The 16,458-nt window shown below is 48.7% G+C and carries 7 protein-coding genes and 1 pseudogene; 4 read left to right on the plus strand and 4 right to left on the minus strand.

Annotated features, from left to right (window positions below; translation table 11 throughout):
- The first annotated feature begins 436 nt into the window (after positions 1-436).
- Both ACUN27_RS10460 and ACUN27_RS10465 read left to right on the plus strand, forming a co-directional pair.
- Positions 437-3,745 (plus strand): S8 family serine peptidase, encoded by a 3,309-nt coding sequence (locus ACUN27_RS10460; RefSeq protein ID WP_326062386.1) that lies wholly within the window; start codon positions 437-439, stop codon positions 3,743-3,745.
- 45 nt (positions 3,746-3,790) lie between these two features.
- Entirely contained in the window at positions 3,791-8,020 is a 4,230-nt protein-coding gene (locus tag ACUN27_RS10465) for a S8 family serine peptidase (protein WP_445558846.1), read from the plus strand.
- Between the two features lie 120 nt (positions 8,021-8,140).
- Here the strand turns inward: ACUN27_RS10465 and ACUN27_RS10470 are convergent, their stop codons facing one another.
- A complete protein-coding gene (locus ACUN27_RS10470; RefSeq protein WP_315955489.1) occupies positions 8,141-8,611 on the minus strand; it encodes a GlcG/HbpS family heme-binding protein in 471 nt (156 codons plus the stop codon).
- Positions 8,612-8,723: 112 nt separating this feature from the next.
- Positions 8,724-9,515: a class D beta-lactamase gene (gene blaOXA, locus ACUN27_RS10475; protein WP_445560612.1), complete on the minus strand. Its 792-nt coding sequence runs from the start codon at positions 9,513-9,515 to the stop codon at positions 8,724-8,726.
- Between the two features lie 156 nt (positions 9,516-9,671).
- Here blaOXA and ACUN27_RS10480 point away from each other — a divergent pair.
- Positions 9,672-11,054 (plus strand): annotated as a pseudogene (locus ACUN27_RS10480) (aminotransferase-like domain-containing protein).
- A 39-nt stretch (positions 11,055-11,093) separates the two neighbouring features.
- On the opposite strand, the gene ACUN27_RS10485 reads toward ACUN27_RS10480, so the two are convergent.
- Positions 11,094-12,464, minus strand: coding sequence for a catalase (locus ACUN27_RS10485; RefSeq protein ID WP_445560613.1), 1,371 nt, complete (start codon positions 12,462-12,464; stop codon positions 11,094-11,096).
- Between the two features lie 425 nt (positions 12,465-12,889).
- Here ACUN27_RS10485 and ACUN27_RS10490 point away from each other — a divergent pair, with 425 nt between their 5' ends.
- On the plus strand, positions 12,890-14,500 hold the full coding sequence (locus tag ACUN27_RS10490; RefSeq protein ID WP_315955487.1) for an extracellular solute-binding protein: 1,611 nt from the start codon (positions 12,890-12,892) through the stop codon (positions 14,498-14,500).
- Positions 14,501-15,145: 645 nt separating this feature from the next.
- On the opposite strand, the gene ACUN27_RS10495 is transcribed toward ACUN27_RS10490, so the two are convergent.
- Positions 15,146-16,426 (minus strand): glycoside hydrolase family 125 protein, encoded by a 1,281-nt coding sequence (locus ACUN27_RS10495; protein ID WP_315955486.1) that lies wholly within the window; start codon positions 16,424-16,426, stop codon positions 15,146-15,148.
- Positions 16,427-16,458: the final 32 nt, after the last annotated feature.

Consider the following 16,458-nt stretch of genomic DNA (forward strand, 5'->3'; position numbering starts at 1 on the left):
GGTTGCAAACTTTTAAAAAAAATTTTGCTAACTCTCAAATGATAGCATTATCACAATTTGCGTTAGTATTTTTGCACAAATACTCTAAAAATTATAAGAAATTAAACCTATTGACTCTTCAGTTTGAGCAAATATATAATAATCTCAGAATTTGGAAGAGTCGTGTTAGGTTTAATGACATATTTTCCAATTCGCTTCTCCAGTCGTTCGTGAGCTGCAAGTAAGGTCGTCGGCCGCGTAGCAGACCGTTGGTACTGTGGAAGAACACACGCAGAAGATGGGGGGTGTATCAGGACAAATATCCGTATTGTTTTTTAGGCTGCACGAGAGAATTACGAAGTTAAGGATAGGATACTTACTTACTAGTAGATCGGCATGATTTTAAAGCGCTTTCATTTTGGACTTTCAACCAAATATGTGAAGGAAGTGACAAGACTTGACCAGGAAAAGTAAGAACATGGCTTCCGCTCTTCTTTCATCGATGCTGCTATTTGGAGTTGTGACGCCTGCTTTAGCTGTGCAACCCGAGAAAAACGATCCGATTAGAAAAAGTCAATGGACGGAAGGACAAGCTTCCCTTGACCCAACGATTTCCGTTGAATCACACACGAATAGTTCGCTGCAGGCTACCGGCCAACAGCCCTCATTCGTCAACTCACTGCCTGAAAAGCAGAAGTACGCCGCCGATCATGTCATCGTCAAGTACCGCTCGGAATCTGGATCGGTATTTGCGGATACGCTGTCCAAGCAAGTAATTGGCACAAGCCCGTTGGCGGTTCCCAATGCGAAGCTGCTGAAACTTGCGGCTGGGGCTGACGTTTCTAACGTTATTCAAGAACTTCTCAAGGATCCGAACGTTGTCTATGCGGAACCCGACTATAAAGTGTCAAGCGTAGTTAATCCGCAAACATTCCGTCCAGCCAATGTCCCGAGCCAATCGGCTGTTTCGGCTGCGGAAACTGGTGACGACTCACCGCCATTGCCGAATGATCCGCTGTTTCATGAGCAGTGGGCACTGAATAACACCGGTCAAGATCTCAATGGAGGCGTGGTGCCGGGAGGCACGCCCGATATAGACCTGGATTTGCCGGAAGCTTGGCAGATAACCAAGGGCAGCAAAGACGTGACTGTCGCTGTCATTGGCACGGGAGTGAAGCTCGATGTCCCTGATTTGGTCGGCCAAATTTGGACGAACGAGAAGGAAATCCCGGACAACAACATCGATGATGATGGCAATGGACTTATCGATGATGTGAACGGATGGGATTTCGCGCACGGCGACAACACATTGTTTGATACGATTGATGGTCTCAACGATGTCTATGGTACGACGGTTGCCGGTCAAATCGCAGCCAAGATGAACAATGACGAGGGGATTGCCGGGGTTGCGCCTAATGTCAAGATTATGCCTATCAAGGTAGCTTCTGAAGCAGGCGGTTACTTCACAGATGTAGTGAATGCTATTCACTATGCCGAAGAGAACGGTGTAAAGATCGCCACGCTTGGGATCGTGTACACCTACAGAAGCAAGTTGATTGAAGACGCCATTAATGCTTCTACCATGTTATTCGTGGCTCCTGCCGGCGAAAGTGGCGGTGCAATTTTGAATGCGGATGTCAGTCCTGTATACCCGGCCGCTTACCCGAGTTCGAACGTGCTGTCGGTCACAGGCGTTAATATCCTTGGTACCATGGCTTTAGGCGCCGCGCGTGGACAAGCCTCCGTCGATGTGGCTGCGCCGTCCGAGCTTATTATTTCGACGTCGCCTGACGTGAATGCCGGTTATGCCGCCCAGATTGATAACGGCGTCTACAAAGCTTACTACAACGGCATCGGGTTTGAAGAAATTCCGATCGATACACCGGAAACAGCGGGGCAGCGGCAAGATATGTTTAATCGTGCCATGGCCTACCTCAAGCCGGTTGGCGGAGCCGAACCGAAGATCTTACTCGTGAACGACAGCCGCCGCAGCGGTGGAGAAATCGGTCCGATGTACGAGAGCGATCCATTTGCCGTTTATAAAGGGTTGCTTGAGAACGCCGGTTATACCTACGAAACCTTTGAAACACCGGATGAGTCCTTCGATGGTCCGCCGCTTGAACAGTTAAAGCAATATAACGTTGTTGTTTGGTTCTCGGGCACGGCAGCAACTGCCAACAATTCGAAGTTGTTAACGGATGTCGATCAAGACAATTTGACTCGTTATCTCACGGATGGCGGCCATTTGATGCTTACAGGCCAGGATTTAATTGACCAAAGTTTAAATTCTAAGTTTGTACTTGATGTTTTAGGAATCAAGCTCGTCAAGGAAGGCGGGTATATCTTCAAAACATGGGGAGTTCCCGGCACCATTTATGATAATCAAACGTATAGGCTGATGGATGTCTCGCTATTTTACGACACGGTTATCAGCAATAAACCCGAGATGACTACCATCAATCTCAAGAACAGCAACGGTAATTACTCGTATTCCCAAGGAACATTGTACGCTGCCGCCTACGCTGCAGGGGTAGCTGCGCTGGTAGCAAGCCAGAACCCGGCAATGGACGCTTTGGACATTAAGCAGCGCGTCGTGAATAGCGGCAAAACGCTCAGTGATTTAAAAGCGAATACCGTGAGCGGCAAATTAATAAGCGCTTATCGCGCGCTGTGGAATAAGGACATCCCTGGCATGTCGTTGCTGGATTCCTCTGTCAACGCTCGACTCGATCAGGCGAACGACCCGAATCATGTTTATTCGGTAGAACTGAATGCCGGTGAAGAAGCAACCTTCTCCCTTACTGGCGCTGCGGAGACGGATTTTGATCTCATTTTATACGATTCTTCCGCTAAAACCGTGCAAAGCAAGGAAGGGGCTGTCGCATTTTCCGAATCCGCAGGCAAGTCATCTGAATCGATCACGTACCGGGCTGACAAGACGGGAACCTATTACATCAATGTTTACGCCGTAGCCGGAGCAGGCAACTACACGTTGAACGTTCGATACAGCAATGAGTCTGAATCCATTGAAGATGAAGACCCTACGCTCCACTACGATGGAAACTGGGCTGCGCTTTCGGGTCCTTCTTATTCCCAAGGAACGATCAAACAGCTTACCGGTGATGGTTACGTCCAATTCGGATTTAAAGGCAATATGTTTGAATGGATCGGTACGAAGAACGACGAACAAGGCATCGGCGAAATATGGATTGACGGTATTATTTCAGGGTATGCCGATCTATACAGCAAGACGCCGCAATCGAAGCAGTCGCTTTTCAAAACGGTGCTGCCTAACGGACATCACGATGTAGTCATTCGATCCTCAGGCGGAGGAGGTCAAAAGAAGAGTATTAATGTGGATGCCTTCCATTTATCAGGATTAATTTCACCTACTCATGCGGCGGCTAACTATACAGGCCCTTGGGCGACCCGGTATGGTGCCAACTATCCCGACGGCGTGCAGACCTACACAACGACACCTGACAGCTCCGCCGAATTCACATTCACGGGCACCAAGGTCACCCTGTGGTCAACGACAGGCAGCAACCGTGGAAAAGTAAATATTTATATCGACGGAATCTCTGTAACACCGGTTCCGATCGATTTGTACAGCGAGAGTCTACGTTATCGGGTGCCTGTCTTTCTGTCGGGCGAGTTGTCAAATAGCATGCACAAAATCAAGATCGTGCATGCGGGAGAAGCGAATTCCAAGTCGAGCAACAGCATTGTTACCATCGACGGTTTGGACGTCGAGAACTTACGCTAGCCTGCGAGGAAGCTTTTAATCTGATCCGAAATGGGGTACCTGAACGTGAAACGATCACTACTCAAAAAATCGCTGTCGCTCGCGATGATCTCTGTGCTAGCCGGGAGTCTCGTCACGACAAGCTTACCTACCGCCTTTGCTGCTCCTCGAGAAAAGACCACCTTCGTGACTATGGAAGGCTTGAAATCGATTACACGTCTGTTGAAGGATTCTAAGGCAGACCCCAAAGTTAATTCGGTTCCGAGCCAAGCGCACGTTGCCGAAGACATTAATACGACTTCCTCGGAAGAGATGAAAGTCATCGTTCAACTGAGCGGCCAGCCTGCTGCCGTCGGGCAGTATGCCGCCAAACTAGGTTACAAGCTACTAGCTGCAGAAGCCAGCGAGATTACTGTGCAATCGGAACAAGATGCCTTCGTAAGCAGCGCACGGACAAGCAGCATTCCATTTACGATTGAACGCAGCTTCAACACCGTACTAAATGGGCTGGAGGTCACGATTCGCGCTGATCTGATTCCGCAGTTGGCCAAGCTTCCTGGGGTAAAGTCGATTCATAAGAATGTCATCTACTATCCGATCGAAGAGCATGACAGCTTTCTAGCTGCAGTTGACTCGCCAAATTTCGATACGGTTCCGCTCGAACAAATCGGTGTCTTGAAGGCGTGGGAGCGCGGGTTAACAGGCGAAGGCTTGAAAGTTGGCGTCATTGATACCGGCGTCGATTACCTTCATCCCGATCTTGCCGGTGCTTATAAAGACGGCGGTTACGATGCGATCAATCAAGATGACGATCCTTATGAGGACTTGCCGATGAATGACTATGAAGGCTCCCACCATGGTACGCATGTCTCAGGTACTATCGTTGGCACGGCTTCGAATCCGACATCTGATCGCGTGCAGAAGGGGATTGCTTATAAAGCCAAACTTTATGCTTACAAAGTGCTCGGGCCGGATGGCGGTACTTCCGCTCAAGTCATCGACGGGATTGAACATGCTGTCGAAGACAAGATGGATGTCATCAACCTTTCTCTGGGAAGCGATTTGGAAAAGGACCCTGACTCCCCAGATGCGGTTGCAGTGAATAATGCTGTTTTGGCAGGTGTCGTGGCTGTTGTGGCCAATGGCAATGCAGGTACTGGAGCTCACTACTATTACTCCATGGGCTCGCCGGCATCCTCACAATTGGCGATCTCCGTGGGTGCAGCGACCAGCGACGGCAATCGCGTCACGGGATCTGTGTATAGCGCTGTTAGCTCGGATGTATATGGCGAAGCCCCATTGCTGGGTTCTGATGTCAATATGAGTTTGATGAGCTGGACAACAGGGCAAGAAAAGTTCAATGAGATGTTTGGAGCCGATCCGATTCAAGGCGTATATGTCGGTCTTGGCGCGGATTCCGATTATGATGACCTTAGCTCTGACTTTTTGGCTGATAAAATCGTCTTTATCTCCCGTGGGCTCTTAACTTTCGATGAGAAAGTGAAACTCGCCGCCAAGCATGGCGCGAAAGCTGCTGTTATTTTCAATGGCAACAGCAAGGATATAGTGGGGAGTACCGTGCCCGATTTGTCCGAGGTTATACCGTCGCGCGACGGTCCGATCGGACCTGTTGGTTTCCTGGGCGATGGTTATGATTATATTCCGACCTTTGACATGCCGGGTAAAATGGGACGTGCACTTGCCCGTGAGTTGACTGCCCATCCGGATCTGAAGCTGAAGTTCACGATCAAGAACGACTTTCATACTTACTTCGTAGCGGGTGACCGAATGGCCGATTTCAGCTCCAGAGGACCTAACTCCGATGGCAATTATGGCATTAAGCCGGACTTGAGCGCACCCGGGGTTCAAATTTTCTCATCGGTGCCAGCTTTCGGCAAAGTGAATCCTGACGCCAGCTATGACAAAGCCTATGCGAGACTGAGCGGCACGAGCATGGCAGCGCCTCATGTGGCGGGACTCGCCCTTCTGCTTAAGCAAGCGCATCCGGAGTGGACGCCGTTTGACATTCGTGCGGCACTGGCGAATACGGCGGACGAGATCCGTAATGAGGACGGAACGTTGTATGACGTTTATTCGCAAGGCGCAGGACGGGTTAACGTCATGAACGCGATCGATACACACGCCATCCTTGAATCCCTTGACGAGATTACGATCTACGACAACAAAATGAATCCGACAGTAATCCCGAGTCAAGCGACCAGTGTAAGCTTTGGGAAGTTGTCTCCGGGCGCTGAAGCCGTGAAGAAGCCGCTTCGCGTGAAGAATGTGTCGAGCACCCCGGTTACATACAAAACGCAAGTCGTGATGCATTCGTCAGTAACATCCGAGCCCAATAATCCCGTTCCTACGCCGGATTCCAGCGCAATTCTGATGCGACTGGAGGGACTTGAGGCTAACAAGATTACGTTGGAAGCAGGCGCTCAATTCGATTTTAACCTCTCTGGGAAGGCCATACCGAACGCGCCAGCAGGTGTGTACGAGGGAGAGGTGTTACTTGAGAGTGAAGGAATTCCTTCCCTTCATTTGCCCTTCGTCATTCACGTTGGCGATCAGTCTGACGGCAATGAATTTATGATTCAGAACATGAAGCTCAGCAGTGCAGCGGTGTCCAAAGACGCACCTATCGATATTACGGCAATGCTACCAACCAAAGAAATCAATCATCTGTATGCCGCACTCTACGATATGAATAATGAAATGGTGGGCACTGTTGCGGAGATTTTTGATCTGGACGAAGAGAAGGACGTCTTGAAGCCGCTCCCTACGAATATCATTATTCCGGAATTCGATGGTTCCTATGCGATTGGCATCGATGAATTCACCAGCAACAAGGTGACAGCTTATCTGCCGGAAGGCCGTTACAAAATGGTACTCATAGGTTCAGTGTATAACGAGAATTATGAACTTGTTGACCAAACAGCAACATTCAAAACATTCTACATGAACAGTGAAGTTGTCGGAGATGCGCCTAATCCGCCGACGCCAAATGATCCTGATGACCCGTATCATCCACCAGTTTCCGGACCAGGTCCTGTCACGCCGAGCGGAGCGGCGTACAATAAGGAAGTCGTCGCATCGGTGCTTACAGCTGGGCAAACCAGTGTTTCAATCGCGTCGCTCACGAGTCTGGTAGGCACGCAATTGTCTGTCTCAATTACAGATGCGGAACTGCAAAAAGCACTGGAGCAAGAAAAGCAAACTTCCATTGCGTTAACAATTGGAGCGGCATCCGATAATGCCAACGCTGCTCAGTTGAAAGTAACGGCTGCACAAGCAAAGATGCTGAAGGAAGCTGGGCTAAAGGGGTCGATTGTCTTCATTTGGAACGATGCCTCTATCGCTTTACCGCTATCCGTCTTAGAGGAATTGCCTACTGCAGCAGACTTAGTAATCACGATTAAGAAGGACGAAAGCAGCAAGTCCGAATTTACCAAGCAAATGAAAGAGGCTTCTATTCTTGGTACGCCTTATCTCTTCGAAGCAAGCAGCTTGAAGCTCGGTGCTGCCGAACCTATTAAGTTGAAAGCCGATCAGGTGGTCACTAGATCTTTTCTAATCGAGAAAGGCATGGATGCAAAAACGGCTGGCGCGTTGTATCTGGAGAATGGCCATGTCTATCCCGTACCGGCAAAAGTCACGCCTGCAAGTGATGGTGCATCTATTGTAACAATACGTCGTCCGGGCTTCTCCATGTATGCGGCTGCCGTAAGAAAGGTAACGTTCACGGATATTGATACGTCTTGGGCGCGCGATAAAATTCAGTCGCTTGCAGACAAATTCCTGCTGAACGGCACGTCCGACCATATGTATTCACCGAAGGTCAACGTGACGCGTGCTCAATTCGCGTCGATGCTCGTCCGAGCGCTTGGCTTGCAAGTTCAATCGGAAGCCAGTCCTTTCCGTGACGTGATGAGCAGCGACTGGTTCGCTAACGATGTGACAACAGCCTTCAAGGCGGGACTTGTCACAGGCGTAGAAGCGGACCAGTTCCAACCGAATGAGACCATTACCCGTCAAGATTTGACTGTGATGCTGGCTAGAGCGATTAAGCTTATTGGCCTGCAGACGCCAAAACAATCCGGCAATTCCGCCTATGCCGATGCTCCGCAGTTCAGCAGCTATGCGCAAGAGAGCATTCAAGCTGTGACGGATCTCGGATTGATGGAGGGCTTTGAAACTGACGGCAAGCTCTATTTCGGCCCGGCCGATGCTACAACACGTGAAGCAGCTGCTAAGGTTCTGCAGATGCTGCTTCAAGCATCTGGACGGATGTAGTTTTACCCGTCCCATTAACTTCAGAGGAACTGCCAAGCATCGTTCGGCAGTTCCTCTTTTAGTTTCTCATTTTAATGGGGAGGCGCCTTCCTTTAGTGGGAAAATCTTCAAACAGCTCGCCTATCGATAAGATTGATTAGAGCCGATACGGGCGCTAGCCGTCCAAGGGTCTCTGGCAGCATGCATGCTATTAAAGGCATTAACTGCGGCAGTGGCTACTTCAATATCTTGGGCGCTTGTGCCTCCGCTTACACCGATGCCGCCGATGACTTTGTCGTTAAGGATGAGAGGTATGCCTCCACCCAGAATGGTAACTCTACCATGATTGGTCGTGTTGATCCCGAATGAGGGAGAGCCTGGCAGTGCCGATTGCGCAAGGTTGGCTGTCGGCATTTGCATGGCTGCGCTAGTCCAAGCCTTGCCTTGGGAGATTTCGATCCCGGCAATTCGCGCGCCGTCCATACGATGGAAAGCGATCAGGTTCGCGCCTTCATCAACAATGGCGATATCGCTGTTCAGTCCCATCTGCCGGGCTTTCTGTTCGGCGACTTCCATTACATATTTTGCCGTTTCTAACGTTAGTTTGTACATCACGTTCACTCCTCGGAATTTGGATACTCCGATATTGTATGGTCATTCCCCCAGCGGGGTGAATTCATCATAGGAATTCAAATTCATGATATGATGTGAAGTAGCGAGAGTCTCATAAAATATGCAATTGCTTAAGACACTCGAGGGTGATTGTCTTAGCGGTCGTACCACTGCTGTCCACGTTGGTGGCGAATACCCATGAAGTCTTATCGGTCTCCACATAGCCGATATACCACCCTAGGCCCATATCGGAAAGTCTTGTCCCTGTTTTCCCATGAACAGTATATGCATCCTGTTCGTTATCGATCATGATGCGTTTGACCGTTTTCATCGTTTGCTCATGGAACGGCAGGGTTTCTTCCACGAGATTCTCTAGGAACTGAACTTGCTCTTGTGCGGAGATCGTTAAGCTGCTGTTCAACCAGAAGGTATCAATGCCACCACTAATGTCTTGATTGCCATACCCAATTCGATTGAGATTGCTTTGCATCCGTTCAGGACCAATGTCCCGAGCCATCGCTTGGTAATACCAGATAGCGGAATTTCGCATAGCGGAAGCTAGCGTATGATCGCGATTCCAGACATCGAACTCCCGAACGATCCCGTCCCAGCGTTTGACTTCGTACTCATCTTCTACAGCATGTTCTTCCAAGCCGATGAGTGCATTAGGAACTTTGAATGAGGATTCCGGTGTGAACCGCTGATTGCTCCTCTGGAGATTATAGGTATACATGTTATCCGTTTTCAAATTTTTGATCACGATTGTCCCTGTTACTCCATGGAATAATTCTTTTACATGAAGTTCCTTGATGCCAGGCTTGGCGTTAGCCGAACTGGCGATACTGGCGAAGGAGCCTGTACTTGTAAATAGCATGGCAATAAGCAGTAGAACGATTACCTTCATTTTATTCATTTTTTTCATCATGCATCACTCCTCTTCGGTTTGAAATGGAAACAAATAACTTTCTTCACGTTGAGTATACGAGGAATGGGATGAATTTTATATGGCAGTATTCTTGAATTGTACCCTTACAGTTGGGAAGGAGAGGGGATGAACCCTATGCTATATGAAGAGATTGTGGATCAGATGATGAAGCACATCGAAGATGGGACTTTGAAGCCGGGAAACAGGTTGCCTTCTATTCGTGTTTTAACCCAGGAATTCGCATGCAGCAAAAATACGGTAATGAAAGCATATGGCGAGTTAGAGAAGAGGCATATCATCTATTCGGTGCCCCAGAGTGGCTACTAAGTCGTGGAGGGATATCGAAGACGGGAAAAGTTGGAGGGAGTACACGGCACCATTGATTTCCTCTCGGCTGGACCTGATCGGCATGCAATGCCTTATCGGGATTTCCAACATTGTATCAATCAGGCCATTGAACGCTATAAAGAAGAGATGTTCACGTACTCGGACATTCAAGGGCTTGGGTCGCTACGCGTTCAGCTGGCCCGGCATTTGCAAGAACTGCAGGTGTTCACGGTGCCTGATAAGATTTATGTTGTATCCGGTTCGCAGCAAGCTCTGCATCTGCTTGTATCTCTGCCTTTTCCGAATGGCAAACGTCATATCTGTCTGGAGCAGCCCACGCACGCCGGGTTTATTGAATCTATTCGTCAGCATGGAAGCGAGACTTATGGCATTGAAGTAGGAAACGAGGGGATCAATCTAACGCGGTTGGAGCAGCTTTTTAAGCATAACGATATCAAGTTGTTCTACACAGTCTCCAGATTTCACAACCCGACCGGCTACAGCCATACGAATGAAACGAAGCGAAAAATCGTCGAATTAGCGCAGCAATATGATGTGTATATTATTGAGGATGACTATATGGGTGATCTGGACTCGAATGCCAAGGCTGATCCGATGTTTGCCTACGATCCTTCCGGCAGAGTGATTTATGTCAAAAGCTTCTCGAAAGTTATGCTGCCCGGCCTCCGACTTGGCTTAGCCGTACTCCCTGATGCCTAGCGGGAAGATTATTTGCGAGCTAAGTTTGCCGCAGACGTACATACGCCTATGCTGACACAAGGCGCGCTTGAGATTTACCTTCAAAGCGGAATGTTCAGTGCCCACATTGAACGCATGAGGAAACTGTATAGGAAGAAGGCTGCGCTCTTGCAGCAAGCTTTCCAGAAGTGGCTGCCTGCTGTTGCCACTTACTCGGGTTCCTTATCCGGCTTCTATTCCACCATCGAATTGCCGGTGCCGATAAAAGCGAAGCAGCTTCAGGAATACCTGAAGCATCAACATGTCTTAGTGGATCATGCAGAGCGCATGTATCTTCCTGATTTTTCTAAAGATAACGTGATTCGCCTCAGTATCTCTCAAGTGGATGAGGATTTGATTGAGCGAGGCGTTCAGATGATCGCAAAAGGAATAGCTGAGCTGCTCAGCAGGCGGACGGAAGTGAGATTTGTGAGTGGAAATAAAAATAGATGACCCCTATACCCTATAGGAATCATCTATATTTGGTTTACATTATCCTTGTTCATGCTTTTGAACGGCTCGAGCTACCCGCTCTCCTAGTTCGGTGGAGGCATGATAGAGATAGTTCAGAACAATGTTTTGCGTATTCTGGGATATGCCGGACAGATCGCCTGAGAGATTAGCAACCAAGTGATCTTGCTGCACCGGAGAGAGAGAGTAATAGTACTGGCCAGCTTGTGTAAAATCATCCTGCTTCGGGATGTCCGATCGCATGAGATGGCCTTCTACGTATCTGCCATTACCGCTGGTCACAAGAGAATCAGGAGACCAGTTGGCTTGGTGGTTAATAGGAACCTTACGGAAATCCGGCCCCATTCGCCGGCGCTGAGAATCCCAGTAAATATTGTTGCGTCCCTGCAGCAGCTTGTCGTCTGACAATTCGGCACCTTCCAATAAATTGGCGGGTGAAAAAGCTATTTTCTCCACTTGCTCCATGTAATTATCCGGATTACGGTTCAGCACAAGTCGGCCAACCGGCTGCAGCGGATATTGCCGTTCATCCCAAACTTTGGTATCATCCAATGGATCAAATGGAAGAGCCGTTTCATCTGATGGGTTCATCAGCTGAACATAAAGTCCATATTCAACCGTGTTTCCCGCTGCTAAATGATCGTTTAAATCCTTGCCTGCGAAATCCGGGTTCTCCGCTGCCAACTGAGCAGCTTCGTGACTGTCTATGTACTGCACACCGGCAAAAGGAACCCAATGATATTTAACATACGTGCGGGCGCCTGCGGCATTTTTCCAAACATAAGTGTTAACACTGTGTCCAGGGGTGTGACGGAAACTCTTAAGCGTACCGGCGTCGGAATAGAGCCAGAGAAGAAAATGCATGGACTCCGGTGTTCTCGCTATGAAACTCCATAACCGCTCGGGATCGACGAGATTATTTACGGGTGATGGTAAAAAGGCTTTAATAAACTCTGGAAACCGCATGGCGTCGCGTACCGCAAAAACGGGGATGTGATTGCAGAGGAGATCAAACACACCTTTTTCTGTATAAAACTTGGTGGAGAATCCACGCACATTGCGGGAAGTGTCCGGGGTACCCTTGTTGCTGACCGCAAACGAGAACCTTACGGTGACAGGGACCTGCTGACCAGGACTTTGAAGAAAACAAAGCTGCGTGTATGCCGCCATGGAATGGACGGTCTGAAAGTATCCGAAAGCGCCGTATCCTTTGACGTGTACCGGCCTTTCAAGAATCTTCTCATGGATGAAAGTTTCCAGTGTTTCATGCAGAACGCTGTCCTGTTCCAGTACGGGACCTCGGTCACCGACAGTCTGCGAATGATGAGCGGCCGGTTTAACAGTTGACCATTGTGTAGGGGAATGACCATGAAGCTGCTGATCATTTATCATAGGCTGCGATGGCTGGATGGAAGGTCTTCGGGGGAATTCCTTATTATCTTTCATCATTGTACCTCCTGTATCAAACAGTCAACTCTCCCTGATCTCTTATTATTTATGTTGAGCATCCCTGCACTTATGACAATACTTTATGGACGAAATCGCTTACGTAGAGGGAGATTAACCTTTGACAATTGTAATTAAAAAGTTACAATGTGTATGTTTTGCTCTGGGTAAAAGGTTTACAAAAATCACATATTCGGTGACAGGCTTCATGAGGGAACCGCATTTATCCAAACCATCCTGACCTGAATCAGGGGAGATAGAAGGTCTTTGACAGCACAAAATCGACATATTTACTAAAACGTCTGCGAAGTTTAATCTTCAATTTGTAAGCGCTAGCAGCTTTCAAAGATGACCATAAGGGAGGACATGCAATGTTGAAGAGAAAGAAGCAAGTCGTGGCGTCCGCACTCGTGTTAGCGGTATCACTGTCCGTATTGAGCGGCTGCGCAACTAAAAAAGAGAATGAAAGCGCCGCAAACGGAAGTGCAAGTTCGAAGGCAAGTTCAGTGAACAAAGAAGGGTTCCCGATCGTGAAGAATCCGATGACTTTATCGATCATGGCTCCGGATATGGGGATTCAGAACTGGAAGGATATGCCGGTTATGCAAGAGATGGAGAAGCTTACGGGCATCAAAATCGATTACCGGAATGCTCCTCGCGACAGCTTTGACACGAAGAAAAACCTTGTTTTCGCAAGCGGCGATTACCCGGACATTTTCTTTGCGTCGAAACTGACACAGGCAGAAGAGTTGAACTACGGAAGCCAAGGCATCTTGATTCCTTTGGAGAAGTTGATCGATGAGTACGCTCCGAACATTAAGAAAGTATTGGCCGATAAACCGGACATTCGGAAGTCAATTACAGCACCGGACGGGCATATTTATTCGCTTCCACGCATTGAACCGTTTCAGCCATGGTACCGAAATCCGATGTGGTACAACGGCAAAATGCTGAAGGAACTCAATGTGACGAAGCTGCCGGAGACGACGGATGAGCTGTACGATTTGCTGAAGCGCGTCAGAGATGAAGATCCGAACAAAAATGGCAAGAAGGATGAGATTCCGTTGTCCTCTTCCTCAGGTATCAAGCTGAGAGATATCCGTACATGGCTTCTTGGCGCATTTGGAGCCTATGAAGAAGAATTGTACGTGGATGATAAAGGAAAAGTTCACTATACACCGGCTGAAGATGCTTATAAAGGCTACGTAACGTACCTTAACAAGCTCTGGGCCGACAATTTGCTGGATCACGAATCCTTCTCACAGACGGATGACCAGAAAAAAGCGAAAATTAAAAACGATCAAGTGCTGCTGTTCTCCGACTGGCATGCTTACATGTCCCATGGCGGGAAGCCTAACACCGAGGACGTTATGTTCAGTCCGGTTCGCAGTGACAAGGTAAGCGCTCCTGCCATCGCGAGCAACAAAGGTTTCTCGACAGGCACGTTTGCGATCTCCAAATCCAATAAATCTCCGGAAGCGTCGATTCGTTGGGTAGACTATATGTACTCACCGGAAGGCCAAATGCTGTTCAACAAAGGGCCAGAGGGCATTCTGTGGAAATATACGGACAGCACCAAGAGCAAAATCGAATACCTGCCAGTACCGAATGGTGAAGATAGAGAGACTTACCGCTCCAAGATTACACCTAACTATGGTATCGCTTCACCCATGGTTGTACCGGATGAGCCTGTGAAGGATGATTTCGCGAAATGGGTGGAAAATGAGTCCAAAACCAAACTGCTGGACCGTGGCGCACGCGTACCGTTCCCGGCATTATACTTGACGGAAGCGGAGTCTGGCGAAGTTGCGGCACTGCGCTCCGATCTCACAACTTATGTTGCGCAGATGGAAGCGAAGTTTACTACGGGACAAGAATCGCTGGACGGTTGGGACAAGTATGTACAAACCCTGAAGAAAATGGGCTCGGACCGTTTCCAAGAGATCTATCAAAAAGCGTATGATCGTTGGAAAAACAGCTAGTGAATGACTAAACAAGTTGGAAAATAAACGGAATAGAAGTGGGCGTAGAGGTGAAATTGACCTTTACGCCTTTTTTATGTCGAAGGGAACTATGATCCGTTATTTTCCTGAAAAAGCAGTTTTTCCGTCTGGGAGGGGAACTACGGGGCGTTATTTTGGCGATTTCACCCGAAAAACGTGGTGTGGCGGTCAAATAAGATCCTGTAGTTCCGCTCAGAGGGGGATCCGATCCTTTTGCGCTAAATAGGGGACTCTAGTTCCTTTAAGGGAAGCCTTGGTGGGATCTCCGCTGGTTAATGAAGTTGTAATTGGTGGGGAATTGGTGGGGACGGCGGAAGTTGACTGTACGGTGAATAGTGTGATGGGATGATGCGTAGTTGGCATCGAAATGTAAATGTGGATACTGGTGCAGGTGGGCATGGATATTGGCATGAGCATGAGCATGAGCATGAGTATGAGTTTGGGAATAAGTGTGAATGTGAGTATGAGTACGGGGGCGGATGTGAGTAGGGTATAAGCATGTGAATAGGAGGCGGTAGAGAGCCCAGAGGCAGCCGATATATAGAACCGTAGGGAATGGAAGCATTAGCGTAACTAAAAAGCTCCCCGCAGCCGGTAAGGGCTAACGAGGAGCTTATTATGCTACTAGACGAGTCCTTCGTCCATAGCCTTGCAAATCAGGGAGGCGAACAGACTGTTAGACCAAGCGAACCACGGTCTCGAGAAGTTGGAAGGATCATCCGGATGGAACCCTTCATGCATATAGCCGGTATCCGCATCCGTATTAATCAGCGTCTGGATGAGCTCCTTGATCTCGTCGATATTGTTGGAAGTCAACGCTTGCACAGACAAGGCCATATGCCAGACGTAGCCGCCTGGCGTATGCGGGCTGCCGATGCCTTTGGCGTATTTGCCTTCGAAATAATACGGATTATCGAAGCTAAGCGCAAACTTGCGCGTATTCTGATAGATCGGATCGTCGATGCCGGTGTAGCCGATGTAAGGGATCGTGATCAAACCTGGTGTGCCGGCATCGTCCATCAGGCAATAGTTGCCATAACCGTCCGTTTCGTAGGCGTAAATTTTGCCGTATTTCGGATGGTCGACAATGCCATAGGTTTGGATGCCGAAGTCGATCTCCTTCCGCAGTTTTTCTGCGCGTGCAGCTAAGCGCGTATCGTTGTAGATATCCGCAGCCATTTCGATAATGTGACCGAGAATCACGACGGCAAACATGTTGCCCGGAATGTTGTAGCCGTACAGGTTGGCATCGTCGCTCGGACGGAAAGCGGACCAGGTCATGCCGGTGTAGTTGGACGGAAGACCGCGCCCGTTATTTTGGAGCGTTTCCGTATGCTGCTTTGTTTGGCGCGTAAAATGATACAGTGACATTTGATCATGATGCTGTTCGGTAATCATCAAGTTCACGATGGACGTCAACGCCTGGTAAACCGAATGGGTGAAAACTTCCGTAATCCCGGTTTCCTTCCAGTAAGAGTAAAGAAGCTGCACAGGGAAGCAGAGAGAATCGATCTCATACTTCCGCTCCCACATCCACGGGTTCAGGTCGCAATCGTCTGTGTCTCGGTAGTGCTTATCGCTAGCGGTTTCATTAAAAGCATTGGTGTAAGGATCAATGTTGATGTAGAACATCTGACGCGCGATGAGACCGCCGATGATGCGTTGCAGGTCCTTATCCTGCTTGGCGAAAGGAATATAATGGCGAACCTGCTCCGTAGAGTCACGCAGCCACATGGCTGGAATATCGCCGGTAAATACGAAGGTGGTGCCGTCATCAAGGAGCTTGGTTGTTGTTTCCAGCGTGTTTGGGAAGCAGTTTCTGAAAAGCTTTTGCAGCTTCGGGTTGTGTGCCAGTTTAAGGTTGGCTTCGTTCAGAAATTCGGTAATGGAAGCGGGTAAATTCATGATGAATATTCCTCCTGGGATATAAGTTTTAG

It is taken from the genome of Paenibacillus sp. WC2504 (genome assembly GCF_052682475.1).